Source organism: Streptococcus sp. 27098_8_82, assembly GCF_041431615.1.
Classification (GTDB): Bacteria; Bacillota; Bacilli; order Lactobacillales; family Streptococcaceae; genus Streptococcus; species Streptococcus sanguinis_K.
Genome location: NZ_JAPVYB010000005.1, coordinates 27,949 through 53,340, shown reverse-complemented (window position 1 = coordinate 53,340; position 25,392 = coordinate 27,949). Strand labels below are relative to the sequence as shown.

27 protein-coding genes are annotated in these 25,392 nt (G+C 44.6%); 3 read left to right on the top strand and 24 right to left on the bottom strand.

Annotated features, from left to right (window positions below; translation table 11 throughout):
* Positions 1-22: 22 nt before the first annotated feature.
* The 20 genes from adhE to O3627_RS08700 form a co-directional block, all read right to left on the bottom strand.
* Positions 23-2,677 carry a bifunctional acetaldehyde-CoA/alcohol dehydrogenase gene (gene adhE / locus O3627_RS08795; RefSeq protein ID WP_125383052.1) on the bottom strand — a complete coding sequence of 885 codons (2,655 nt, stop codon included), beginning with the start codon at positions 2,675-2,677 and terminating at the stop codon, positions 23-25.
* 357 nt (positions 2,678-3,034) lie between these two features.
* On the bottom strand, positions 3,035-3,652 hold the full coding sequence (locus O3627_RS08790; protein ID WP_125383054.1) for a hypothetical protein: 618 nt from the start codon (positions 3,650-3,652) through the stop codon (positions 3,035-3,037).
* A complete protein-coding gene (locus O3627_RS08785) occupies positions 3,649-4,257 on the bottom strand; it encodes a hypothetical protein (protein ID WP_125383055.1) in 609 nt (202 codons plus the stop codon). The genes O3627_RS08790 and O3627_RS08785 overlap by 4 nt, the downstream gene beginning before the upstream one ends.
* Positions 4,254-4,880, bottom strand: a complete 627-nt coding sequence (locus O3627_RS08780; RefSeq protein ID WP_125383057.1) for a hypothetical protein — start codon at positions 4,878-4,880, stop codon at positions 4,254-4,256. The genes O3627_RS08785 and O3627_RS08780 overlap by 4 nt, the downstream gene beginning before the upstream one ends.
* The gene (locus O3627_RS08775) at positions 4,877-5,503 is read right to left on the bottom strand and encodes a hypothetical protein (RefSeq protein WP_125383058.1); all 627 of its coding nucleotides are present in this window, start codon (positions 5,501-5,503) and stop codon (positions 4,877-4,879) included. Before O3627_RS08775 ends, O3627_RS08780 begins: the two co-directional genes overlap by 4 nt.
* 142 nt (positions 5,504-5,645) lie before the next feature.
* Positions 5,646-6,173: a hypothetical protein gene (locus tag O3627_RS08770; protein WP_343092321.1), complete on the bottom strand. Its 528-nt coding sequence runs from the start codon at positions 6,171-6,173 to the stop codon at positions 5,646-5,648.
* On the bottom strand, positions 6,170-6,346 hold the full coding sequence (locus O3627_RS08765; protein ID WP_185761330.1) for a hypothetical protein: 177 nt from the start codon (positions 6,344-6,346) through the stop codon (positions 6,170-6,172). The genes O3627_RS08770 and O3627_RS08765 overlap by 4 nt, the downstream gene beginning before the upstream one ends.
* An 81-nt stretch (positions 6,347-6,427) precedes the next feature.
* Positions 6,428-8,233, bottom strand: a complete 1,806-nt coding sequence (locus O3627_RS08760; RefSeq protein WP_371621357.1) for an acyltransferase family protein — start codon at positions 8,231-8,233, stop codon at positions 6,428-6,430.
* Entirely contained in the window at positions 8,223-8,648 is a 426-nt protein-coding gene (locus tag O3627_RS08755; protein ID WP_343092320.1) for an MORN repeat-containing protein, read from the bottom strand. The genes O3627_RS08760 and O3627_RS08755 overlap by 11 nt, the downstream gene beginning before the upstream one ends.
* Complete coding sequence (locus tag O3627_RS08750; RefSeq protein ID WP_343092319.1) at positions 8,641-9,063, bottom strand: low molecular weight protein-tyrosine-phosphatase; 423 nt, start codon at positions 9,061-9,063, stop codon at positions 8,641-8,643. Before O3627_RS08750 ends, O3627_RS08755 begins: the two co-directional genes overlap by 8 nt.
* A gap of 275 nt (positions 9,064-9,338) precedes the next feature.
* A complete protein-coding gene (locus tag O3627_RS08745) occupies positions 9,339-9,908 on the bottom strand; it encodes a nucleotidyltransferase family protein (protein WP_343092318.1) in 570 nt (189 codons plus the stop codon).
* On the bottom strand, positions 9,905-10,903 hold the full coding sequence (gene ruvB / locus O3627_RS08740; protein ID WP_126434950.1) for a Holliday junction branch migration DNA helicase RuvB: 999 nt from the start codon (positions 10,901-10,903) through the stop codon (positions 9,905-9,907). Before ruvB ends, O3627_RS08745 begins: the two co-directional genes overlap by 4 nt.
* A 562-nt stretch (positions 10,904-11,465) precedes the next feature.
* Positions 11,466-12,512: an aldose epimerase family protein gene (locus O3627_RS08735; RefSeq protein ID WP_343092231.1), complete on the bottom strand. Its 1,047-nt coding sequence runs from the start codon at positions 12,510-12,512 to the stop codon at positions 11,466-11,468.
* Positions 12,513-12,536: 24 nt separating this feature from the next.
* Complete coding sequence (gene lacD, locus O3627_RS08730) at positions 12,537-13,574, bottom strand: tagatose-bisphosphate aldolase (RefSeq protein ID WP_371621355.1); 1,038 nt, start codon at positions 13,572-13,574, stop codon at positions 12,537-12,539.
* A gap of 14 nt (positions 13,575-13,588) precedes the next feature.
* The gene (locus O3627_RS08725; RefSeq protein ID WP_371621354.1) at positions 13,589-14,767 is read right to left on the bottom strand and encodes an SIS domain-containing protein; all 1,179 of its coding nucleotides are present in this window, start codon (positions 14,765-14,767) and stop codon (positions 13,589-13,591) included.
* Between the two features lie 311 nt (positions 14,768-15,078).
* Positions 15,079-15,483: a PTS sugar transporter subunit IIA gene (locus tag O3627_RS08720; protein ID WP_002894390.1), complete on the bottom strand. Its 405-nt coding sequence runs from the start codon at positions 15,481-15,483 to the stop codon at positions 15,079-15,081.
* A gap of 11 nt (positions 15,484-15,494) precedes the next feature.
* Positions 15,495-16,319 (bottom strand): PTS system mannose/fructose/sorbose family transporter subunit IID, encoded by an 825-nt coding sequence (locus tag O3627_RS08715; protein ID WP_371621353.1) that lies wholly within the window; start codon positions 16,317-16,319, stop codon positions 15,495-15,497.
* Positions 16,306-17,211, bottom strand: coding sequence for a PTS mannose/fructose/sorbose/N-acetylgalactosamine transporter subunit IIC (locus O3627_RS08710; RefSeq protein WP_223337845.1), 906 nt, complete (start codon positions 17,209-17,211; stop codon positions 16,306-16,308). The genes O3627_RS08715 and O3627_RS08710 overlap by 14 nt, the downstream gene beginning before the upstream one ends.
* A 25-nt stretch (positions 17,212-17,236) precedes the next feature.
* Positions 17,237-17,713 carry a PTS system mannose/fructose/N-acetylgalactosamine-transporter subunit IIB gene (locus O3627_RS08705; protein WP_002898809.1) on the bottom strand — a complete coding sequence of 159 codons (477 nt, stop codon included), beginning with the start codon at positions 17,711-17,713 and terminating at the stop codon, positions 17,237-17,239.
* Positions 17,710-19,530 carry a beta-galactosidase family protein gene (locus tag O3627_RS08700; protein ID WP_343092234.1) on the bottom strand — a complete coding sequence of 607 codons (1,821 nt, stop codon included), beginning with the start codon at positions 19,528-19,530 and terminating at the stop codon, positions 17,710-17,712. Before O3627_RS08700 ends, O3627_RS08705 begins: the two co-directional genes overlap by 4 nt.
* 106 nt (positions 19,531-19,636) lie before the next feature.
* Between O3627_RS08700 and O3627_RS08695 the strand changes: the two genes are divergently transcribed.
* Positions 19,637-20,353, top strand: coding sequence for a GntR family transcriptional regulator (locus tag O3627_RS08695; RefSeq protein WP_002907683.1), 717 nt, complete (start codon positions 19,637-19,639; stop codon positions 20,351-20,353).
* Between the two features lie 327 nt (positions 20,354-20,680).
* Here the strand turns inward: O3627_RS08695 and dhaM are convergent, their stop codons facing one another.
* Genes dhaM through dhaK form a run of 3 tightly spaced genes read right to left on the bottom strand, consistent with a single transcriptional unit; the run spans position 20,681 to position 22,633 of the window.
* Positions 20,681-21,055, bottom strand: coding sequence for a dihydroxyacetone kinase phosphoryl donor subunit DhaM (dhaM, locus tag O3627_RS08690; RefSeq protein ID WP_268690504.1), 375 nt, complete (start codon positions 21,053-21,055; stop codon positions 20,681-20,683).
* Positions 21,055-21,633: a dihydroxyacetone kinase subunit DhaL gene (dhaL, locus tag O3627_RS08685; RefSeq protein ID WP_268690503.1), complete on the bottom strand. Its 579-nt coding sequence runs from the start codon at positions 21,631-21,633 to the stop codon at positions 21,055-21,057. The genes dhaM and dhaL overlap by 1 nt, the downstream gene beginning before the upstream one ends.
* Positions 21,634-21,643: 10 nt before the next feature.
* Positions 21,644-22,633, bottom strand: coding sequence for a dihydroxyacetone kinase subunit DhaK (dhaK, locus tag O3627_RS08680; RefSeq protein ID WP_268690502.1), 990 nt, complete (start codon positions 22,631-22,633; stop codon positions 21,644-21,646).
* 217 nt (positions 22,634-22,850) lie between these two features.
* Here dhaK and O3627_RS08675 point away from each other — a divergent pair, with 217 nt between their 5' ends.
* The gene (locus tag O3627_RS08675; protein WP_268690501.1) at positions 22,851-23,447 is read left to right on the top strand and encodes a TetR/AcrR family transcriptional regulator; all 597 of its coding nucleotides are present in this window, start codon (positions 22,851-22,853) and stop codon (positions 23,445-23,447) included.
* Positions 23,444-24,010: an NAD(P)H-dependent oxidoreductase gene (locus O3627_RS08670; RefSeq protein WP_343092235.1), complete on the top strand. Its 567-nt coding sequence runs from the start codon at positions 23,444-23,446 to the stop codon at positions 24,008-24,010. Before O3627_RS08675 ends, O3627_RS08670 begins: the two co-directional genes overlap by 4 nt.
* A 44-nt stretch (positions 24,011-24,054) precedes the next feature.
* Here the strand turns inward: O3627_RS08670 and purB are convergent, their stop codons facing one another.
* Positions 24,055-25,350, bottom strand: coding sequence for an adenylosuccinate lyase (gene purB, locus O3627_RS08665; protein ID WP_343092236.1), 1,296 nt, complete (start codon positions 25,348-25,350; stop codon positions 24,055-24,057).
* Positions 25,351-25,392: the final 42 nt, after the last annotated feature.

Sequence of the window (25,392 nt, the reverse complement as noted above, 5' to 3'; positions counted from 1 at the left end):
TTTAATTGAGGAAGCTGCTCGCTTATTTGCGGCGTCCTGGGCGTTCCTTGTAGCCATAGTATGCGTCTTCGATGATTTCCTGCATGTGGTCAACCATTGGAAGGCGTGGGTTAGCTGGCGAACATTGATCTTCATAGGCAAGGAAGGCCAATTCGCGTGAATGTTCTTTCCATTCTTTTTCGTCAATACCTTGAGCCTTGAAGTTCATTTCGATACCGACACGTTCTCCCAGTTCATAAACAGCTTTCGCAAATGATTCAACACCTTCTTCTGGAGTAGAAGCTGGCAAGCCGAGCATGCGAGCGATGTCTTGGTATTTCTCATCCGCACGGTAGTAGTTGTACTTAGGCCATGTCGCTGTCTTAGCTGGACGTGTACCATTGTAGCGGATTACATATGGCAGTAAGATCGCATTGGTACGACCGTGGATCGTGTGGAACTGAGCACCAATCTTATGGGCCATAGAGTGGGAAATTCCCAGGAAGGCATTGGCAAAGGCCATACCAGCGATAGTAGAGGCATTGTGCATCTTTTCGCGAGAGTGGAAGTCAGCATTCTTAACAGAGTTTTCCAGATTTTCAAAGACTAGTTTGATCGCTTGGAGAGCCAAACCATCCGTAAAGTCGCTGGCCATCTGAGATACATAAGCTTCTGTTGCGTGAGTCAGAACATCCATACCAGTGTCTGCTGCAACAAATCCTGGAACAGTCAGTACCAGAGCTGGGTCTACGATGGCTACAGTTGGAGTCAGAGAGTAGTCAGCAATTGGGTACTTACGGTTGTTAGCCTTGTCAGAGATAACGGCAAATGGTGTTACTTCTGATCCTGTACCAGATGTTGTAGGGATTGCGATAAACTTAGTCTTCTTACCAAGCAACGGGAATTTGAAGGCACGTTTACGGATATCCATGAATTTTTGCACAAGGTCACGGAAGTCCACTTCTGGTTGTTCATAGAAGAGCCACATGACTTTGGCTGCGTCCATTGGTGAACCACCACCAAGCGCGATGATTGTATCAGGTTTGAAGGTACGCATAATCTCTGTACCACGTTCAACTGTTGTGATGTCTGGATCTGGCTCTACGTCTGCAAAGATTTGGTAAACAACCTTATTACGACGAAGATCGAGTTGTTCGATGATACGATCTAGGAAACCAAGCTCTACCATCGCATGGTCTGTAACGATCATGACACGTTCCACATCACGACATTTTTGCAGGTATTGGATAGAGTCACGCTCGAAGTAAGTTTTTGAAGGGAGTTTCATCCATTGCATATTATTTCTACGTCTTCCTACTTTTTTGATGTTCAAGAGATTCACAGCACTAACGTTATCACCAACTGAGTTGCGACCATAAGAACCACAGCCCAGAGTCAGTGACGGCAGGAAGGCATTATAAACATCTCCGATACCGCCGAAAGTAGAAGGTGAGTTGCAAATAACACGGATAGCACGGACAGCCTTACCAAATTCCTTGGTCAACTCTTCGTCCGCTGTATGGATAGCAGCTGAGTGACCAAGACCATGGAATTCTACCATTTGACGGGCCTTTTCAACACCGTCTTCACGAGATTCAGACTTGAGCACAGCGATTACAGGTGACAGTTTTTCACGTGTCAATGGCTCTTTTTCACCAACTTCTTTACACTCTGCGGCCAAGATATTCGTATCTTTTGGCACGCTGAAGCCTGCTTGCTCTGCAATCCAAGTGGCTGGCTTACCAACGATATCCGGATTGAGCTTAGCACCAGCACAGTTCTTGCTGTTTGCCTTAGCACCAAAGCAGAATTCTTCCAACAGAGCTTTTTCTTTCTTATTTACAAAGTAAGTATGATATGATTTGAACTCTTCTACAAATTCATCATAAACCTCCTTATCAATGATAACGGCTTGCTCAGAGGCACAGACCATACCATTGTCAAAGGACTTAGACATAACGATATCGTGCGCTGCTTGACGGATATTAGCGGATTTTTCCACATAAGCTGGTACGTTTCCGGCACCAACCCCCAGAGCTGGCTTACCACATGAGTAAGCTGCCTTCACCATTGCGTTACCACCTGTCGCAAGGATAGTCGCAATTCCTTCATGGTTCATAAGGGCAGAAGTTGCTTCCATAGATGGCGATGTAATCCATTGTACACAGTTTTCAGGCGCACCTGCTGCAATCGCAGCATCACGCACGATTTGTGCTGCATGAGCAGATGATTCTTGAGCAGATGGATGGAAAGCAAAGATAATCGGATTACGTGTTTTTAAGGAAATCAAAGCCTTAAAAATAGCGGTTGAAGTCGGGTTGGTAGTCGGTGTGATACCGCAGACAACACCCACTGGCTCCGCAATCAGGGTCAAACCAGTTACATCATCTTCTTCAATAACGCCAACAGTCTTCGTATGGCGCATATTATTCACAACGTGTTCACAGGCGAAAAGGTTTTTCGTTGCCTTGTCTTCAAAAACTCCGCGTCCTGTTTCTTCATAAGCGTGCAGGGCCAACTCCCCGTGAGCATCCAAAGCTGCTACAGAGGCCTTGGCTACAATGTAGTCCACCTGTTCCTGATTCAGCTTTCTCATTTCCTCTAGTGCAACCAGACCTTTTTGCACCAATTCATCGACATGCTTTTGCGCTGCCAAAGCCTTGTCTTCTTGTTCTACCGTTTTCTTCTTTTCAGCCATTCTATTCCTCCAATGGTTTTGCCTTAGGTTAGATGAAGAACACTAACCTTTGTTAAATATTTCACAATTCAATTATAACCCATTTAATGACTCTTGTAAACACTTTCACCTAACATTCACAAACTTTTTCCTGTTATTTTGTGAATATTAGAAAACAAGCGCTGATTTATTAGATTATTTTTGTCTATTTTGTGAAAAACTTTTTTAATTTTTTAGAGATTTCACATACTTTTGTTTTCACATAATATATGAAAGCGCTTTCTTGGTTTAAATATAAAAAGCTCGGACGAATCGAGCTGATCTTTACTTTATAAACATCTAAAAGATGAACCTTAATTCCCATTTTTAATAATAATCTCAATCGTCATCATAAACACGTTCACCATGTATTTTGATATATTCTTCGCGCTTCCTATCCAATTCTTCCCATATGGAATCGTCAATAGCGTCAATCGTTTGAATTTCTTCCAAACTCATCTCATTTGCTTCCTCAAAGGTTAGAGATAAGATATCTTCGTGTTTTTCCTTGAATTCCTTAATTGTCAGCCATGTTTTCTTATCATCTTCGCTAATTTGACCGTCAATAGCAGTCGCAATTTCAAGTGCCATAATATACATAGCTCGTTTATCAACTGTTAAAACATCCAGATAATTAGAAGCGATTCTTAAATATTTGCCCTTTTCTCTACCGTCGCTTTCATAACTTCCCTCATAATCCAAATCAATATTTTCATATTTTTGGGAATTGATTGCACTGCCACCTTTAACCTTGACATCTTTCCAACGAGAGCCACTTGCTCCCCACTTATCTAACCGCAAAGATAAATAGAAGTCATTTTGCAACATCTCGTCATCCCCGACATTTGAGAAACTTATTTTTTGGCCATTTCTTTCTTTAAACCACATTTTCCATGCGAGTTCTCTGTAGCCAAATGGCACTTTTCTAGTATAATCACCATTGATGTATAGTCTCATAAATCTGAGATATCGCCTCCATGTGCTAGTATGTATTCTTTTCGACGAGTAGCTTCTTCCTCCCAAAGAGGGTCGTCTACAACATCCATCGTTTGAATTTCTGTCAAACTTAGTTCTTTTGCTTCTTCAAAAGTTAGAGATAGAATAGCCTCATGTTTTCTTTTAAACTCCTCAATTGTCAACCAGCTAGCCTTATCATTTTCGCTAATTTGCCCGTCAATCACCTTTGCAATCTCAAGCGCCATAATATACATAGCACGTTTATCAACTGTCAAAACTTCCAGATGGCTGGTTAAAATTCGGAGATAGTCCCCCTTTTCATTATAATCTGTAGCAACTGCATCTTCAAAATTAATTTCAATACATTCCTTAATATGTGAAAAGAGTCTTCGTACCCCTTCCTTTAGGGGGACACTAGACCATCTCTTATCAGCAGTGCCTTTCCTCAAGGATAAATTTGAGAAAAAATCTTCTTGTAATGCATCATTGTTCCCAGCATTTGAGTAAGAAATTTGCTCATCTTCTGGAAACCACATTTTACCAGCAAGTTCTAAATAACCATAAGGTACTTTTTTTGTGTAATCGCCTTTTAAATATAATTTCATTCGTCCTCGTCGTCCAACTCTACCTCTCCATGGATTTTAATGTACTCCTCATTTCTGCGGTCATCTTCTTCCCAAACTGGGTCTCGAACATCATCCATAAACGGAATTTCTTCAAGGCTCAGCTCATTAGCCTGTTCATAACTCATCGAAAGGATATCTTCATGCCGGTTTTTAAATTCCTCCACACTTAACCAGCTCTCTTTATCATCTTCGCTAATCTGACCATCAATGGCAGTCGCAATGTCAAGTGCCATAATATAGAAGGCACGTTTATCAACGGTAAGAAGGTCAAGGTGTTTAGAGGCAATTCTTAAACACTCACCTTTCTCACGAAAATCCGACATCATTGCATCTTCGTAATCCAGCTGTATATATTCTGACTTATGGGATAAAAAATCATATTTTATCCCTTCTTTAATCTGAACATTATTCCATCTATTTTCATGCATCCACTTATTTAATTGTAAGTGAATAGAAAGTTTCTCAATTGGTAAATCAAGATACCCTGCATACGACAAATCTGGCTCTATCCCATCTTTTTTCTCAAACCACATCCTTTTCGCTAGTTCTAAGTAATCAAATGGAATTTCTTTGGTATAATCGCCTTTTAAATATAATTTCAATCTTCTTCCTCATCGTCATAAACTCGTTCACCATGGATTTTGATGTACTCTTCATGAAGTAGTTCTTCTTCATCCCACAAGGGATCCTCTACAGGTTTCATTCTTTTTAGTTCCTCCACACTGATATCAGTTGCTTGATCATAGGTTAGTGATAAGACATCCTTGTGCAACTTCTTAAAAGTCTCTACATCTATCCAAGTCAGCTTGTCATCCTCGCTGATCTGCCCATCAATAGCAGAAGCCACCTCGACTGCCATTATATACATAGCACGTTTATCAACCGTTAAAATGTCCGTATGTGTCGTAGCAATCCTAAGATTTTCTCCACGTTCTCTCCCATCAGTAATAAAATCATTTTCAAATTCCAATTGAATATTTTCATCAGAAAACGAATTCCAAGGATTGCTCTTGTCGTATGGTATATGATTCCATCGTTTATCATTAAACCGCCATTTATCAAATTGAACTCCAAAAAAGAAATCATCTTGTAGTATCTCATCATCACCCACATTAGAAGTAGTAATCAGATGGTCATGCCATTCCTTAAACCACATTTTCCAGAGCAACTCTCTTGTCGTAAAGGTTATTTTTTTAGCATAATTGCCTTTGATGTATAGTCGCATATTGTCCACCTAGTTTCCGTAATAATTTCGATAACTCTTAAAAATCCTATTAATTATCTCTTCCTTTGTACTTGTACCAAGCTTCTTTAGTCGGCTATTGGCACCACTCACGAAGATTCACTTTTCGATTTCCTATTCGACTTCATCTATCCACCACTCGGGCTTCAAATTGAGCGGGTTTATCGTCAATATTAGTGATAGTGATATTATACGGTTTACTTTTAGTAACATCAAAGATTTTTTTATTAGTATAATTAACTACAATTCCATCTTTCTCTAGGTGAATATTTTTTTGATTATTAGATAGTTTTTTAGCAGTCGTTTCACTATTTTCATAAATAGATTGAGAGATATACTGTTCCTTAACATAATAGTAAATTCTAGAATTTTTTTCGCTCCAAACTTCAATACCTGTTAATTTGATTTTTTTATCATCGTTCTTTTTTAAAATCAACTCAGAACTATATTCCAGTTGGTCTGCATTAGGATGCACTCTCATCTCTATGCTTTGACAAGGCTGTAAAGTGTATTTACCGTAATTCAAAACTGCTTGAACATACCATATAAGAAACAAACTATATAATAACGCAATAATAATCCGCGATTTCCTATTTTTAAAATAACGGAAAAGTAACACTAGAGAAGTAATAAAAACTATTGAAGTTATCATTCTTTATTCTCCTTCTTGTATGCATCAATTCCATCCTGAACCATAGCCGCGTCTCCTTCATTGTCCCCATAATGACCTTGCAATAAACTCAAGTCATATTTAATATCTGCACCCACTATGAAATATTTATCAACATCAAGATAATCCTTGATGTTCCAGTTTGAAACTCCCATCGACTCGCTAATAATAGCATTAGATGAGACGGTAGATTCTTTTGCCTTCTATAAAAAGCTCGGACGAACCGAGCTGATTATTTATGGTTTCACATTGCCAGAATTTGCTTCATCTATGGCTTGCTTAATGGTATTGGCATAGAGAGTCCCCCCCTCAATGATGGACTCTGAGTTCGAGCCAAAGTGGACATAGTCTGTCCCTTCCCAAATCTGCGGATTTTCGATAGCAGTTTGATGCCAGTCAGCCACAAAGACATAGTCGTATTTCTTGGCTAATTCTAGCTCATACTCCCGCTGCTGGGCCAAGACACCGCCCTCTGAGCGACCGTCATAAGGAGTCACGAGGATCAGTTGATGCCCCTTAGGCAGGCTGGAAACATACTCATCCAAAAGCTCATTCGAATAACCAGACGAATTGGTTCCAAGAGCCAGAACAACCTGCTTCTTCAGTACCCTATTGGCAATATCTGTCTTGTAGACCTCTAAGCCTGTGCTCAGACTGCGGCTAACGACAGTGTCTAGCTCGATTCCTGGTAAGATCTGCTGCAATTGATCGCTTGAGCGCAGGGCAACCGAGTCACCAATCATGGTAATCCCGTCCGCCACATTGTACTCAGTCGCCTTGGACTGATCAACCTGACTGCGAGTTGTCTGCATCTTGGTGTCGGCTTGATTCAGAGCATTAACAATCAAACTTTCCTCAAAAGCTCCGACCTTTGGTGCTGTCACCGAAATAAAGAACATAATCAAAGTCAGCGGAATCATGCTGTAAAAGATTGGTCTGGTAAGAGACGACAAATCCATCTTGGTTCCCATGATAACTGGCTGACGACCAGCAAGAGTTGGCTCCAAGATATAGAAAGACAAGGCTGCAAAAGTAATAGATAACAGCGTAGTCAAGAGAACAGCCAAGCCGTTACTCATCAGCTGGGTAAAGATTATATAGAATGGCCAGTGGAAGAGATAAACACCATAGCTGGTATCCGCGATAAAGTTGATAAGGCTAGGCTCCTTCACATCAGGGAGCTTGTCATGCAACATCCTAGCAGCCAAAATCATCAGACAAGCCAAGATAGTTGAAATCAAGAATCCTACCAGGTAGGTCCAAAGATTGTCAAACTTGAGTAGGAAGCTGAGCAAAAGCAAAACAGCTGAGCTGCCCCCCATAATTCCTAGCACTTGCTTGAGAGCCAGCTTTTGCTCCAGCATTTTAAAGCGATTGCTAACATGGCCGACACCAGACAAGGTTGCTAAGATGCTTCCTGCAAAGAAAGGAAAGACGTGGGTCAAACTTGAGAAATAAATATCAGAGAAATTCTTAGTGGTCAAAGCGCCAGCAAACATTGATACAAAGCTGACTAAAAAGAGACCTGCAGAAACCAGCGCAATCATACCGCGATAGCGAGCCGTTGACTTGGCAATCTTGCCCAGGCCCCAAGCAGCCAGGCCCCAAAGAACATAATAGTGCACTTCTAAAGCCAGACTCCAAGTATGGATCAGGATATGCGGCACAAACTGACTCTCATAACTGCCGCCTGAGAGCATTTCATAAAAGTTTGTCACAAAGCCCAAGGCAGCTGCAATCTGTGTCCCAATCCCAGCCACAAAATCCTTACGAATCAAGAGAGTAAAGGGCATAACGACCAAAATCATAAAGACCAGAGGCGGTACAATCCGATAAAAACGTCGTTTGAAAAAGCCTTGGATATCGATTTCTTTCTTCTTGGCAAACTCGTCAATAAGCAGAGATGTAATCAAGAATCCAGAAAAGGTAAAGAAGATATCCACGCCAATAAAACCGCCAGGGAAAACGCCCTGGAAGTAATGATAAAGCAGAACTAGAAGCAGCCCCGTGATTCTGACGAGCGAAAACCATTTAATGCGCATTTTGATAAATTCCTTGTTTAAACGTTCCTTCATAAACGACATTGCCTTCTGTCGTTAGCTTTCCTTGTCCATCGGCCTGACCCTTGCTGAAGTCCCCTTCATATTTCCAGCCAGCCCGCGAGGTAAAAGTCCCTTTGCCGTCAAAGATGCCATTGCGAAATTGACCGCTATAACTGTCCCCATTTTGAAAAGTCATAGTCCCCTGACCGTTCATCTTCCCGCGAACCAAGGTTCCGTCATACTTGATCTTCCCCTGATCCAGCGTTAAAATGCCCTTACCAGGAATCCCCGAGGTAAAAACCAGAATAGCTGACAGTACAATGACCGTTACAGCCAAAAGTTCTAAATTCTGCCGGGTCAGATAGACCTTGTATTTAGCGTAAAATTCTTTTACTTTATCCATATTCCTATCCATCCAAACGCTCTAGCCACTTCTTGCAGCCAGCCAAGACCAAATCATAGGTTTGGTCAAAATCTCCTGTGTACCAAGGATCCGGCACACTTTCTTCTTCAAACTGATAAATTTTATGCTGAAAACCCTCAGGCGCCATCCGCTTCAAATCTCGGACATTGCTTTCATCCATACCGATGACGTAGTCAAAATCCGCAAAATCCGCTGCCGAAATCTGCTGAGAAGTCTTGTCCCTATCATAAGAAATGGCATATTTCTTAAAAATAGCCTGTGTTCCCTGATGAATGGGATTACCGTGCTCCCAACTTGAGGTTGCCCGGCTCTCGATTTTCAGTTGGTCTGTTAAACTCTTCATGACAAACTCTGCCATCGGACTGCGGCAGATATTGCCCAAACATACAAATACAATTTTCTTCATACAATACCTCGCTATCTATTATAACAAAATAATGGCAAAAACTAGCCCTGAATCGTTTACAGTTTCCTGATTCTCGTTGAAAACTGGCAAGCCCTACTCCTATTATGTCTGAAAATAGCAAAAAACCACCGTTTGGTGGCTTTTTGTAGGGAGATTATTTTTTAAAAAGAAAAAAGTTTTAGGAGTTAAGTTAATTTCTTAACTTGGTTATAGTATAATATCCATTCCTTAAAACTTCCTTAAAATAACTTAAACATTTTACTCTTAGCTTATGCCTATTTATCAGGATAGTGATATTCCAGCTGCGGCCAGCGTTTCTGCCAGTTCTTCTTAGCCAAGCGCTCAGCATAGACACGCTGGCGCTCCTTATTCTCAAGAAAATGAGAAGTCGGTCTGACCTGAAAGTTTAAGATATCCTCCAAACCATAGGGAGCAAAAAGTTCCAGTTTGTCATTTGCCAGCAAGCGCAGCCCGATAGCCGTGCAGTGCTCAGGATACTTACTCATAGCTTCGCAAGCATTTTTATAAGGCGCTGTTCCAGGACTATGGCGGTGCATATGGACTTGATTTCTCAGCTCCCATCGATACTGTGGCCAGTCCGCCTTGAGCTTAACTTCCAGATCTACCGTCTCTGCCTCAGCATAACTCGGATCAAAGAAAATGACATCTACATCCGTATCAGAGTCAAAACCTGGTCGCTCTGACAGCATATTCCAGATAAAATTCCTCACACATCCAGCCGCTAACCAAGAATCCTTGAGCTCCCGACTGCGAATAATTTCCAAAATTGCTCGGATGTCTGGATCTTGACCTAGTCGGTCTAAAATCTCCTTTTCTGTCGTCATTCCTTCATATACTCATATCCTAGATGCTCATAGGCTTTACGGGTAGCCACGCGCCCAGTCCGTGTCCGCATGACAAAGCCTTTCTGAATCAGGTAAGGCTCATACATATCCTCTACCGTTTCACGCTCCTCAGCAATATTGACTGAGAGGGTTCCAAGCCCTACCGGACCGCCACCGTAGACCTCAATCATAGTCTTCAAAATCTTCTGGTCCACATAGTCCAGACCTTCCTGGTCCACATCCAGCATAGAGAGAGCCTGGTCGGTTATCTTATCATCAATCAGGCCATTGCCCATAATCTGCGCGTAGTCCCGCACCCGCTTGAGCAAACGGTTGGCAATCCGCGGTGTGCCTCGGCTACGCAGAGCCAGCTCCTTCGCAGCCTCGTGAGTAATATCCATCTCAAAAATCTCTGCCGTCCGCTCGACGATTTCCGTCAAGTCACCAGCTTCATAATACTCCATGTGACCGGTAATCCCAAAGCGAGCCCGCAGAGGATTGGACAGCATGCCCGCCCGAGTGGTCGCCCCAATCAGGGTGAATGGCGGCAAATCCAGATGGACGCTGCGACTGGTCTCACCTGAGCCAATCATAATATCGATATAAAAGTCTTCCATGGCACTGTACAGCACTTCTTCTACCGCCATTGGCAAGCGGTGAATCTCATCTATGAAGAGGACATCCCCCGGCTCAAGGTCATTTAAGATCGCAACCAAATCTCCGGACTTTTCAATCACCGGACCTGAAGTCTGCTTGAGATTAACACCTAGTTCATTGGCAATGACAAAGGCCATGGTCGTCTTACCTAGACCTGGAGGGCCAAAAAGCAGAGTGTGGTCCAGCGCCTCATCCCTCAGCTTAGCCGCTTCAATAAAAATCTTCAGCTGGTTCTTGACCTTGTCCTGGCCGATATACTCCTGTAAATACTGGGGACGCAAGGTGCGCTCCACCAATTCCTCATCGCCCATTAATTCATTATCTAAAATTCTACTCATAGAACTATTATAGCAGAAAATAAAGCAGAGGAAGCAAATCTAATTCGCGTCTGAAGACAAAAAAAGACCACCGGATTGGGTGGCCTTTATGGGAGATTATTATGAAAAAGTTTAGGATTTCTATCAAATAAAGTTAGGAGGTCTTCATTTGATACTCATAGTATACTGCCCCTAACTTAAAGAAACCTTAACTTTGTATAACGTATCCTTTAAAATTTAACATTTGAGTTACAATCCGATAAACTTCCCGTCTTATTCTAAAATTTGAGCAAAAAAAGACCACCGGATTGGGTGGCCTTTATGGGAGATTATTATGAAAAAGTTTAGGATTATCAAACAAAGTTAGGGGGCTTCATTTGATAAAAACAAGTATAGCATCCTTAGCTTAAGAAAAACTTAAAGTAAAATTCAGTTAGCAAAAAAAGATTTTGCTTTTGATTGTGGAGGCTTTTCCCTTGCTTAAGATTAGCCACTTATGAAAAACATAGTATCTGAAAACTGGACAAAGAAAAACGGCAGAAGGAGGTACTGCCGTTTTTTGTGCTCTTTCGCGATTGTTTCTTTATAAAGTTGCTGGTACATCAGCAAAATACACCGTCCTTCTGGTAAAAATCTGACCGGCCTTGAGAATGACATCTGACTGCTGGCTGCTGTGAATGGCATCCGGCAGGGCCTGGGCTTCCAGAGCCAAGCCATTATGCTGAATCATAGGCTGTCCGTCAAACCGAATAGAATCATCCACGCAATTCGCTGAATAAATCACTAGGCAGGGAGCCTGAGTCTGAATGGTCAGGCGGCGGCCCGATGCTGGATGATAGAGCGTGCCTGCCTGGTTTCGGCTTGGGCTTAGCGCAAAAGGATGATCCAAGCCAGATACCAGCTGGATTTGCTCATCGGTCGCAGCGAAAATTTCTTTAAGGGCAGCACCCTTAATCAGCTTCTTAACAAAGTCGCGCTCTGCATCAGCCTTTTTTCCAGGAAGGCCGTCATCTGCGATAGGATAGACACCACCAGTATTGAGCTGCAGGATATGATCATCAATGGGCTGATTGAAACGACCAGACAGGTTGAAATAGCTGTGGTTGGTCGGATTGACCAAGGTATCCTGATCTGTCTGGACCTGATAGGAGATTTCCAGCTCGCCCTGCTCTGTCAGGGTATAGGAAACCCAGATTTTCAGATTGCCAGGAAAGCCGCCAGTTCCGTCAGTACGCTCTGTATAAAATGTGAGCCCGTCATTACTGACTTCCTCAACCTCAAAAACGCTACTGTCCCAGCCGCTGGAGCCACTATGGTTGCAGTTTAAGCCATTATTGGTCTCTAGCTGAAAGGTCTGACCATTCAGCTCAAAAGCTGCTCCGGCAATACGCCCAGCCACCGGACCAATACTGGCTCCATGCTTAGGACTGTTCCCAATATAGTCCTCAAACTGATCAAACCCGACAACGATATTGTCAAAGTGATTATCCTTATCAGGAGTGACATACTGGATGACGGTTGCTCCGTAGTTCATGACTGTCAGTCGATAACCTCGATCGTTTTCAAAAGTGTAAGCTAGAATCTCCTGACTGCCCAGCTTGCCAAAAATGGATTCTCGGTAAGATTTCATACAAAACCTCTTTTATCTATCCTGCTAAAAATCACGAACTTGCCAAGTCCTGTCTTCAAAAGGCAGGTCAAGCTTGTCCACCCAAGACATCGCTGTTTGGCGCAAGACTTGATTAAGATCCTCGATATTCTGACGGCCTGTCTCGTCCAGCCACGCTTGAGCTGCTGCAGCTCCCTCTTGGGCAAAGACTGAGACTGCATCCTTCCAGGTAGCCCGTCCACACAGAACGCCGTTAAACTGTGAGCCCGCTTCATGGGCTAGCCGCAGCGTTTCTTGGAAAAGCTCGGCACTGACACCAGCGCTGAGGAAGATGAAAGGTAAGTGCGTCGCATCTGACTGTTCTTTAAAGAAAGCTTGGGCTTCTGTCACGCTGTAGACTGCCTCAACTCCTTCTTTTGTGAAGCCCTCGACAAAGTTCATATTGACCGGCACTTCAACCTTTAAGACATCTACATGGTAACGGGGATCTGAAAAGAGCTTCACTGCCTCGTTAACCTTGTGTGGCTTAAGCTTGGCATAGTTAGCGTCCAAGACACTGTCACTCTTAGCATCATAGGTCAGAATCTCCAGAAAATAAGGAATGTCCTCAGCTAAGCATTCACTGCCCACGCGCTCAACCCAAGCCTGCTTGATGTCGTTGATTTCTGGCTTGTCGTCCACATCATAGTAAATCAAGACCTTGACAGCATCTGCGCCCATGTCTCGGATGCGACTAGCCGACCAGTTTGGCAGCAAGTCCGGCAGGCGGCCCTCCGCTGTCGCATCATAGCCAGTCTTCTCGTAGGCCACTATCAGCCCGCAGGAAGCATCCCACAGCTCGGCTGCCGGCAGACCGAACTCTGGATCCAGCAGGATGGAGCTGGCGTAGGGCGTCAGCTGACTAGAGATTAATTCTTTAAACTGAACCAGAGCTTGGTCACCAGATGGCGCATCTTCTCCGCTGGCCAGCATTTTCTTGAGCGAACCACGCTGGTCAATAGCCAAAGCCCCGATAATCCCCTGCTCGTCTGATAATTTTTTCAAATGGCTCACTTTTTTGTGACTGATTTGTAATTTCTCCATAACTTTTCCTTTTCTTACTGCCCAAGAGGGTGAATGATAACTCCCTGTACTACACGATTGACCGTGCCTGTCGGAGACGGTGTATCTGGACGGTTCTTGACCTTGAGCGAGGTCAAGAGGGCAAAGAGCTGAGCGTAAACGATGTAAGGGAAGATGCGATAACTATCTCCCAAAGGCTCTTGGGTACTTAGCACTACTTGCTCGACTCCTTCCAACTGCTCCTCCCGGTCAGTCAGCAAGACCTGTCTGCGGACAATCCCATCACCATCTACTTCCCGCACCAAGTCCAAATCATAAGCCTTGGTATAGGCATCTGCCGAACCAAAGACCAGAACGACTGTGTCTTGGTTAATCAGCGACTTAGGCCCATGCCGGAAACCGACTGGACTTTCGTACATGGTCGCAATTTGGCCAGCTGTCAGCTCTAAAATCTTGAGCTGGGCTTCATGCGCCAGACCAAAGAAAGGCCCTGCTCCCAGATAAATGACCCGACTGAAATCCAAATCAACCAGCTGCTGCACATCTGCAACGCGTTCTAAAACATCCTGACTGAGCTGAATCAAAGCCGCAACCTTGACTTCCTTCTGGTCTAGTTCAGCCCGGTCAAAGACCAAAAGGGCTGTCAGCATCATAGAGCTGAAGCTAGAAGTCATGGCAAAGCCAGCATCGTTAGAAGCTTCTGGCTGCAGGAGCAAAAGATTCTTCTCATCACCTTGGGCCTGCTGAGCCAGCTTGCCCTGAGCAGCACAAGTAATAGTAATCTGGTACAAGTCATCTACCAACTGCTTGGCCAAGTCCACAGTCGCTACACTTTCTGGGGAATTTCCGCTGCGGGCAAAGGAAACCAGCACTGTCGGTACTTCTCTCTTCAGATGCACCAAGGGATTGGCAACGATATCTGTCGTCGCGATGGCGTTGAAATTCCATTTGCGCTCATCATAAATCTGCCTGAAATAAGGTGTCAAGGTATCTCCGACATAGGCTGATGAGCCGGCTCCGGCAAAAATGACCTTGATGTAGTCATGTTTGTCCTCAATTTTTTTCAGAAAAGCAGCGATAGCTGTGGCCTGAGCCTTGTAACTGTCAAAGGCTTCCTGCCAAATCTCAGGCTGCTGATAGATTTCTCTCGTTGTGATGTCAGCCCCCAGACGCTGCAATTCTTCCTGTGAATAATCTAACATTCTCTTTCTCATTCCTTTCCATCATTTGAAAAAAGGGGGAGCGAGACAGAAATCCAGAAAATCAAAGATTTTCGGCTCGCTGTCCCACCCCCGCGACGATGGCTAGGCTTGAAATATGCTTTTAACAAGCTTTTTCAAACCAGACAGCAACTGCATTTTGCAATGCTGAACCATCCATTTCCCTAGGCCAAGAGGCATCTCCCAAATTCCTCTTAGACCAGTATGCTTGAATCATCCACTGTGGCCAATCCTTACCTATCAGCAGTCTCCCATCCGCTAGCAGCGCAAGGACTTGACCTAACTAGAAGTGGCTGTTCAAGCTTTTATTCATCTTCATCATCCATTAGGCCAGCTAGAACATCATTAACCTTAACAATATTCTCTGCTGCCTTGGATGGATAGCTGACTTCTGCTCCTGTCAAAGAAGCGTTAATAAACTCAATGACCATGGGCAGATTGACCCCCGCATAAAGCTCGATATCCTGTCCTTCCATAATGAAGCGGCTGACTACATTACAAGGAGTGCCCCCCAAGAGATCCGCAAAAACCAAGTAATCCTCAAAATCTTTAACCGTTTCTAAGAATTTAGCTGCGAAGTCTTCTGGACCTTCCTCCGGAAGCAGGGCTACTGCATGAATGTCTTCCTGAGGCCCCATAATCATTTCCGTAGTTGTTTTCAGTTCTTCACAAAAGCGACCATGACTGACTAAAACTAATTTCTTACTCATAAATCACTCCATTACTCTGGTACTTGTCCCAGCAGGAAGTAGCCGATAGCGGAGAAGCTTACTGCCATGATAATGATAATGAAGATAGCCTTAGTAGAGTTCATTCCTTTCTTGCCCAAGAGCCAGAAGATAAAGCCTGTAAAGACTGCTGGAATCAAACGTGGGAAAATCAGATTCATCATGTCTTGGAAATCAATAGCTTTTTTATCGATGTTCCATACCCAGGATACTTCAAAGTTGATCATAGTAGCAATCAAACCACCCACCATAAAGATACCCAATACAGAAGCCGCTTCAACAAGAGCTGTCAAAGTACTTTGCATGTTGGTGATGAGATTGACCCCTTCTTTGTAGGCAAATTCTAACTGTTTCCAACGGAAAATGTCATAAGCAACTGCTACAGCAATCCAAAGGAAAATTCCCCAAGGCTGGCCTGCAATAGCCATGGTAGCAGCGATAGATCCCATGATGGCTGGCACAAGAGAGCCAAAGATAGAGTCTCCAAGAGGAGCAAATGGTCCCATAAGACCTGTCTTGATACCATTGACCGCATCTTTTGATTTAACACCGTCTTTTTCTTCCATAGCTAGGTCAAAACCTGCAATAATGGTGTGGAAGAAAGGTGATGTATTGAAGAATTGCGTATGCAATTTCATCATTTCTTTCAATTCTGGAGTGCCATCTCCATACATTTTGCGCAGCTGAGGCAAGAGCATGTAGAGATAGCCAGAACCTTGCATCCGCTCGTAGTTCCAGCCTAATTGGAAAGTGAACAAGCTGCGTTTATTGATTTGTTTAAAATCTTCTTTTGTTAATTTATAATTAGAGTTCGTCATCTTCAATTTCCTCACTTTCTGATTTTGTGCTAGCAGCTGGCGCAGCAGCTACTGTTCTTTGGCTGTATTTGAAATGCTGTACTGCAAGGAAGATACCAAAGATAGCTACACCAATCATAGACAAACCTTTGAAGTTGTTGGCGAATGTGATCGCAGCATCTTTTGGAAGAGTTCCAACAATACTAGATACAGCCCCACCCAAAGTTTGAATGTTTGAGTAAAGTACAGTCAGCATAGCAGTCAAGCCAAAACCAAGAGCTAAGTAATGAAGATTACGTTTAACTGGAAGGTAACGAAGTAAGATAGCAAACCCAAGTCCTGGAAGCATACGACCTGCCAGTGTCAAACCTGCAGCCAACCATTTCACACCAGCAACACCATCTACTATCGCTTGAACAAATGTTCCACCATAAGCCAGAGCCAGAAAGACTGGCAGGGCACGAGACAGAGCCCAAGGAAGGGCACCCAAGAGATAGTTGCGTTCAATACCTTTATAGTCGAAGCGCTCAATTGCTGCATCCACACGGTGAGCAAAGTAAGTCGTTGTCATACGGCCCAAGATATCGAAGTAAGTCAGCAAAGTTGCTACCGGTACTGCGATTGTCGCGATAGCCAACTCTGGCTTAATGCCTTGTGCTACGGAGAAGGCTGTCGCCAAAACGGCACCTGATGTCGCATCAATACGAGAAGCTCCACCAAATGTCCCCACACCAAGAACGAACAATTGCAGGCTACCACCAATAAACAAACCGGTCGTCAAATCGCCCATAATCAAGCCAGTAATGAAACCAGCAAATACAGGAGATCCTGCTGACGAAACGATGGTCAACTCATCACAGATTTGATAAGCTGAGTACAAAGTGAGTAGTAAAATTTGCCACCATTGTATCATAACAATGTCCTCCTAAAATTTTGTCTTATTTTAATAACTTCATGAAGTCCTCAACCGGATCGTTGGGAACCATTTGCGCTGTCAGCTTGACTCCTTTTTCGTGCAGCTTGTGAAAGGCTTCAACATCTGCATCTACCACGTTGATAGAGCGGGTAATGGAGCGAGTTTCGTCTGACTGAGACATATTGCCGACGTTCAGCGTTTCCAGCGGAACACCAGCTTCGACCAACCGCAGGAAGCGGTCTGGCTTACGAGCGACAATCAAGAGTCGCTGCGAATCATACTTGCCGGCCAAGATATTTTCTGCTGCCTTAGCAATCGGCAAGACACTGAGTTTCACACCAGCTGGCGTTGCGAGCTTGAGCCCGCTCTTTTCGATAGCATTTTCAGCTACCTCATCGTCAATCACCATAATGCGTGAAATGTTGAGCTTGGTAGTCCAAAGATTGGCTACCTGTCCATGGATCAAACGTCCATCGATACGTGCACCTACTATTGTCATAGATTTTCCCCCTTTATTATTTTAAATGTAGGTTGGTTAACTAAGTGAATGGTTTCGCTGTAGATCCCTTCTGTCTCAAAGATAATGATGCGATTGTCGCCTTCTCTGAGCAGGCTGTGCGGGATATAGAGCGATAAGGTCGGTCCGACATTCCAGAAACGGCCAATGCTGACACCATTGACAAAGACGACGCCCTTGCCAAAGTCGGACAGATCCAGATAAGTATCTTTAAGCGCTTTCATTTTGAAATCAAAAGCGTAGAAAGCTGGTTGTTTTTCTTGCCACCCTTTTGAAAAGTCAATCTTTTCTGGATGGTCCAGCGGCAATGGGTAATGCTGCCAGTCAAGCAGGAAGTGCAGATCCTTGCAGACACCGGTACGAATGCCCTTCTGCTGGGTATCTGCCAGTAGCTTGTGCCCATAATTGACCCGGCCCATATTTTCCATCAGAATGTCAAGCTGGTGCTCCGCCTTTTTCTGGCCGTCCACCATGATATCCTGACCGATTTCTGTCTGGTACTGGGTTGCTATGTGCTGACCGTCCACATAGAGCTGCATACGGTCGCGGCCGTCAATGACACGGAGCCTTTCCTGATCAGCATCCCAACTAGCCCAAGTCCGATAGAGCAGGTAGCCGACATTTTGCCCCAGCTCCTCCATCTTCATCGGATAGAGACTTTCGATAGGCTCTGCCAAGTCAGGCAGTGTCTCAAAGAGACTGACCTTCTGACTGAGCGGAATATTCCTGAGTTCAAAAGCCTCTTTCACCAGCGGCTCCATCTGCGGATACTCTGGATAATGCTCTTTCAGCATCCTCTGGACTGCATAGTACTTATCCGTCGGATTGCCTCGCTCATCAAGTAGAGCATCATAGTCATAGGAAGTTACCTGTGGCAGGTCAATGACACCTCTGGCCGAACAGCCGTTCATAAAGCCAAAGTTGGTACCGCCATGAAACATATAGAGATTGATTGAGCCCTGCTGGAGCACTTCGTGAACAGCTTGAGCCAGTTCGTCTGGATCTCGCTTGATGACAGGCTCTTTCCAGCGATTGAACCAGCCATCCCAGAACTCCATACACATGAGCGGCCACTTTTTGCCATGCTCGTCAAAGAATTCCTGCAGCTGGGCAAAATTGTAATCTGCCTTGGAGCCGAAATTTCCTGTCACAAAGACATCGTCATCAATCAGCGTACCCGCTCGAAGCGTAGCCCGCCAAGGCCCGTCTGAAGTAAAGAGCGGACAGGTTACACCTCGTTCTTCCATGAGCTGTCTGATTGCTCTCAGGTAGGCCTTGTCTTCCCCATAAGAACCGTACTCATTTTCCACCTGCATCATGAGGATATTTCCCCCATTGTCCAGCAGCCTTGGAGTCAGTCGCGGCAGCAGCTCGTCATAATAGCTGGCTACAGCCTGCAGAAAGGCCTCATTTGATGAGCGGATGCGCATATTTTCATTGAGCAGCCAGGCCGGCAGACCACCGAACTCCCACTCCGCGCAGATAAAAGGCGAAGGGCGGATAATGGCATAAAGTTCCAAATCCTGAGCCGTCTGTAAAAATGCCTCAATATCTAAAATCCCTTGGAAATCAAAGACACCTTTTTGGGGTTCGTGCATATTCCAGGGAAGATAGGTCTCCACTGTATTAAAGCCCAGAGCTTTGAGATTATAAAGGGAATGATACCAATCCTCAGGCTGTACCCGAAAATAGTGAATGGCTCCCGATAAAATCTTAAACTCCCGATCATCCAAACAGAAAGAATGACCAATTTTGAATCTTGCCATCTGATGTTCCCTTCGGTGTAAAACCGCTTTCATCTCTTATTAATATTAATATAATAAATTTTTGCATAAATGTCAACATTTTTTTTAAAAATATGTTAAAATCTTAAGTAAGAAAAGTAAAAAAAGAGAGGTGAACAAAATGGCTATTCCAAAATACCAACAAATCAAAGATGAGCTCAAGCAGCAAATCATTTCTGGCAAATTTGAAAATGGCGATAAGTTTTACACAGAGGCTGAGCTGATTCAGATGTTTAATGTCAGCTCCATTACTGTTGTCCGCGCTTTGAATGAACTGGCCAACGATGGCTACATCATCCGCCAGCAAGGCAAGGGAACCTTCGTTTCACGTGCAAGAAAGCACAAGCTGGTGGAATTTTCTGACGTTGAGACCTTCCCTATCCAAAAAGATAAGGTGACTGTTCTCTCCATCAAGCGTGGGAATGACCTGAAAATCTTGGATAAGCTAGAACTGGCACCAACGCAGTTCTACTATAAGATTGACCGGATCAGACGGACTGGCGATAAAGTCTATATCTATCACCAAACCTATATCCCTGAGCAATACATCAATCCTAACTATCCAGATATGGACTACTACAGCTCTATCTACAATCGCTTCAAAACTGACTACCACATTCACATGAATGATGAGCATTTTGAAGAGACCAATGAAATTGTCTTCCCAACACCAAAAGATGTTGCGAAAGTACTGGAAGTTGATACCAACTTCCCGACTGTTCATCAGGTGAAGATTACCCAGCTGGAAAGCACTGGCCAGATCTTAGAGTACAGCGAAACTTACAAACGCGGTGACTTCTTCAAGATTAAGTTCATTTCCTGCAATCGGGACCACTAAGATTGAAAACGATGGCTTCTAATCGGCTGTCGTTTTTTCTTTCATCTTGTGTACTTATATCTATTATAAGTCTATCTATACCAATTTGCAATCCATTCTAAGAACTTTTGTTCATTAAAAAGTGAATTGTGTCAAAAAGTAAACAGGGCCTATTAATTTGTCCTGTTTTAATCAATTTAAAGAAGAAAAAAATAAGAAATACTGGCTGCTCCCCTGAAAATTGGTACAGTGATAAAGCAAAAAAGCTGAGATTAAATCCCAGCTTTTCGATATAAAATGTTCTTCATTTTGCAAATAAAATCGTTTATCAAGTCTTTAGAAAACCTGCTATTTCTTTATTTCTAATTCACGGACCTGAAGTAAAACGTTAGGTAAATCTGCCCCAGCCTGAAGAAGAGCAGCAGCCGTATAAGCACCTTCTACCAAAGGAACATTATTGATAATGATTTCCTTGTCAGAAAAGTCTGCGACCATTTCTAGATTCATCCGAGCCGAACCCAGATCGAAAAAGGCCAAAATAGTGTCCTTGTCATTGGCATCTAAAGCTGCCTGAATCCTTTCAAAGCTCGTCCCAATGCTGCCGTCGTCCAATCCGCCTACATAGCTGATGGCTACATCTGCCGCCACCTGCGAGATGAGATCAAACAAGCCTTGGGCCAGGTTTTTGGAATGGGAAACGATAAGAATGCCAGTATCTGCCATCAGCCTGCCTCCGTTTCTAAAAGAGCCTCAAAGAGGAGACCAGATGAAGCCGAACCGGGATCGATATGACCGATAGAGCGCTCACCGACATAGGAAGCCCGCCCCTTGGTCGCCTTCAAATCCTTGGTCGCTTCCACTAGGGAACCAATCTTTTCATGCGTCAAGCCTCCAGACTGCAGAGAAAGAGGAAGCCCCGACCAGACATCCACCATGGTCTTCTCACCAGGCACAGCCTTGCCCCGCTTCTGAATCATGTCCAGCCCAGCTTGGATGACCTCTGGCAAGTCTTTGCCGTCTTTTTCAGCTTTGGCCATGCCCATGAAGGCCGAGCCGTAGAGAGGGCCTGAAGCACCGCCGACCTTGCTAATCAGCTGCATGGAAACAGCCTGAAAAACCTCAGCCGCACTGGCAAAGTCCTTAGCAGCTAGACTCTCTACTGCTGCTGCCATTCCTCTGGCCATATTGGCACCATGATCGCCATCACCGATGGGTGTATCAAGGTCAGACAGATAGTTTTTCTGCTCCTGGATCTTCTCGTTGAACAACTGCATCCATTTTTTTGCTCTTGCTACGTCCATAAGCATCTCCTTACCAAGCGGCTGTCGTGACAGGGCTATTGAGAGCCGTCAGCCAGTCTGGCTGATCCAGCTGGATAAAGGTCAGAGAAATCCCAGCCATGTCAATGGAAGTCATGTAATTACCCAGCTTTTTATAGACAACTTCGACTCCAGCTTCTGCCAGAAGATTTGCTACATCGGCCGCGAAGACATACTGCTCCATAAGCGGTGTTGCACCCATACCATTGATGAGAATACCAATCTTCTTACCAGATTTGAGCTCAACAGACTGACTGAGCTTTTCGACCAATTCCTTAGCTAAGTCCTTAGACGGCTGCATCTTTTCCTTGCGATAGCCGGGCTCACCATGGATACCAATGCCGAACTCTATCTCATCGTCAGCCAAAACAAAACCAGGCTTGCCGACTTCCGGTACGGTTGCTCCGCTCAGAGCCAAGCCAACTGTGTGAATATGTTTGACCAGCTCATCAGCCAGTGCCTTGATTTCAGTCAGAGATTTGCCTGCGCGCGCCGCATCCCCTAGAATCTTATGGACAAGGATGGTACCAGCCACTCCGCGGCGGCCTTGGGTATAGAGGCTGTCTTCCACTGCGATATCATCATCTACGACGACACTAGCCACCTCAATTCCTTCCATCTCAGCCATTTCCTGAGCCATTTCAAAGTTCATGATGTCACCAGAGTAATTCTTAATCACCATGAAGACCCCAGCTCCCTCATCTGCTTCCTTGATAGCCTGCAAGACCTGGTCAGGTGTGGGTGAAGTAAAGACCGCTCCGCAGATAGCAGCCGACAGCATGCCCTCACCGACAAAACCCGCGTGGGAAGGCTCATGACCACTGCCACCGCCAGAAATCAAGCCAACCTTGCCTGTCTTCTCACTCTTGCGGGCAATGATATCAAAGCCCTCCACCCGATAAACCAAATCGCTGTGAATATAGGCCAAGCCGTCCAGCATCTCGTCCACAACCGCTGTTGGATTATTGATAATTTTCTTCATAGGTGTCCTCCGTTTCTCAGCGTTTCTTTACAATTGAACAATTTGCCCTAAAAAGAAAGCGCTATCATTTTGATGTTATTTTAACATTTTATTTTACCGAAAGCAAATTCTGCCACATCTTAGACTAGAAGAAAGCATCAAATTAGTTGACAAGAAAAAGTAGACAGTGTATACTAAAGGTAGATAAGTAGACAGTGTATACTTTGGGAGGAGATACATGAAACGCAATACTGCCCAGCTGAAAGAACAGCTCATCCAAACAGGGATTGACGAAATCGGAAAACACGGAATTGAACAGCTTTCGCTCAGGACTGTTGCCAAGGCCTGCGGTGTAACTCACGGCAGCCCTTACCGCCATTTTGAGAGCAAGGAAGGCTACCTCAAGGTCGTTTTGACCCAGCTTTCGCTGTTTCTCAATCAGGAAATTAATCAGAGTATTGAGGCGACAGGTTCTGCGCGTGGTCAGCTGACCCAGCTTGGTCTTAATTTCATTATTTTTGCCAAGACCTACCCTCATTTTTTCGAAGCTCTCTTTATCAAATTTCCTTTTAAATATATGAAGGTGACGCAGGACACCATTCTCTTGGAGTCTGACCTGCCTGGATTTGATAAATTTAAAGAGCTCGTTTTAAAGCTTCGCAAGGAGGAAAAATTTAGCAATAGCGAAGCGGAAAGCCTTTTTCACTTTTGGAGCTTTATCACAGGCTTGGCTGTTCTGGCCAACAGTCCTATCGGCCAAGACCTTGATCCTCAAGCTATCCAAAGCACGATCGAGCACATGCTTGACATTTATATCAAAGGAGAACGATCATGAAAACCTTGATTATTTACACCCACCCCAGCCCAACTGGCTTCAATGCCGCTATTCTCAAAGAAGTTCAAAGCAACCTTTCTAAGAAGCACGAGGTGAAAACCTTGGACTTGTATGCTGAAAATTTTGATCCTATCTTACGCTTTGACCAAGAACATAGACGCCGTGACCTGCACAAAGACCCTGAAATGGCAAAATGCAGGGATTTGATTACTTGGGCAGACCATCTGATTTTCATTTTCCCTATCTGGTGGAGCGGTATGCCGGCCATTCTCAAGGGCTTTATCGACCGTGTCTTTGCGGCTGACTTTGCCTACTCTTATAAGAAAATCGGACTCCAAGGCCACCTGCAAGGGAAATCCGGCTGGATTATCGTCAGTCATAATACACCAGGTTTTGCCCTGCCTTTTGTCCAAGACTACGGCAAGGTACTTAAAAATCAAATCCTGAAACTTTGTGGTATTTCTCCAGTCAAACTGACCGAGCTCAATGGAGTAGAACGTAAAACAGACCAACAACGCCAAGAAATGCTCAAGAAAATCGGGCAACTGGCCAGTCAAATTTAAGAAAAAGAAAATAGGCGCTTCTTACGAAGTGCCTATCTTTTTGTTTAATCCAGCCCCACGCGCTTGAAGATTTCATCTACGCGCTTGGTGTAGTAAACTGGGTTGAAGATTTCATCAATCTCTTCTTGAGTCAGACGGGAAGTGACTTCTGGATCTGCTTCGAGCAAAGGCTTGAAGTCCACTTGATTATCCCAAGACTGGGCAGTCTTTGGCTGCACCAAGTCATAAGCCTGCTCCCGCGTCATGCCTTTTTCAATCAGGGTCAACATAGCCCGCTGACTAAAGATAAGACCAAAGGTCGAGTTCATGTTGCGCTTCATGTTTTCTGGGAAGACGGTCAAATTCTTGACGATATTACCAAAGCGGTTGAGCATATAGTTGATGAGAATGGTCGTGTCCGGTGCGATAATCCGCTCAGCAGACGAGTGGGAAATGTCGCGCTCATGCCAGAGAGAGACATTCTCAAAGGCTGTCACCATGTGGCCACGAATGACACGCGCCAGACCAGTCATATTTTCAGAGCCGATAGGGTTGCGCTTGTGCGGCATAGCAGATGAACCCTTTTGCCCCTTAGCAAAGAACTCTTCCACCTCGCGCTGCTCAGACTTTTGCAGACCGCGAATCTCGGTCGCCATGCGCTCGATAGATGTCGCAATCAAGGCTAAGGCTGAGAAGTATTCGGCGTGGAGGTCACGTGGCAGAACTTGAGTCGAAATCTCCTGCGGACGGATGCCTAATTTCTCACAGACATAGCTTTCCACAAATGGCGGAATGTTGGCAAAGTTACCAACCGCACCAGAGATTTTCCCAGCTTCCACACCCGCAGCCGCAATCTCGAAACGCTCGATGTTGCGCTTCATTTCGCTGTACCAGGTCGCGAGCTTAAGACCAAAGGTCGTCGGCTCCGCATGCACCCCGTGGGTCCGTCCCATCATGATGGTGAACTTGTGCTCCCGTGCCCGCTCTGCAATGATGTCGGTGAAGCGACGCAAATCCTCACGGATGATGTCATTGGCCTGCTTATAGAGGTAGCCGTAGGCCGTATCCACCACATCGGTCGAGGTCAGGCCATAGTGCACCCACTTGCGCTCCTCACCAAGAGTCTCAGAAACCGCACGTGTGAAGGCCACTACATCGTGACGCGTCTCCTGCTCAATCTCCAAGATGCGGTCAATATCAAAGCCCGCCTTTTCACGAATCAAGGCCACATCTTCCTTGGGAATCTCACCCAGCTCAGCCCAGGCCTCATCAGCCAGAATCTCTACCTCCAGCCAAGCCTTGTACTTATTTTCCTCAGTCCAAATGTTCGCCATCTCGGGGCGAGAGTAACGGTTGATCATGGTTAAGATACCAAGGGCGACTAGAAAGCGACTGAATTTTAG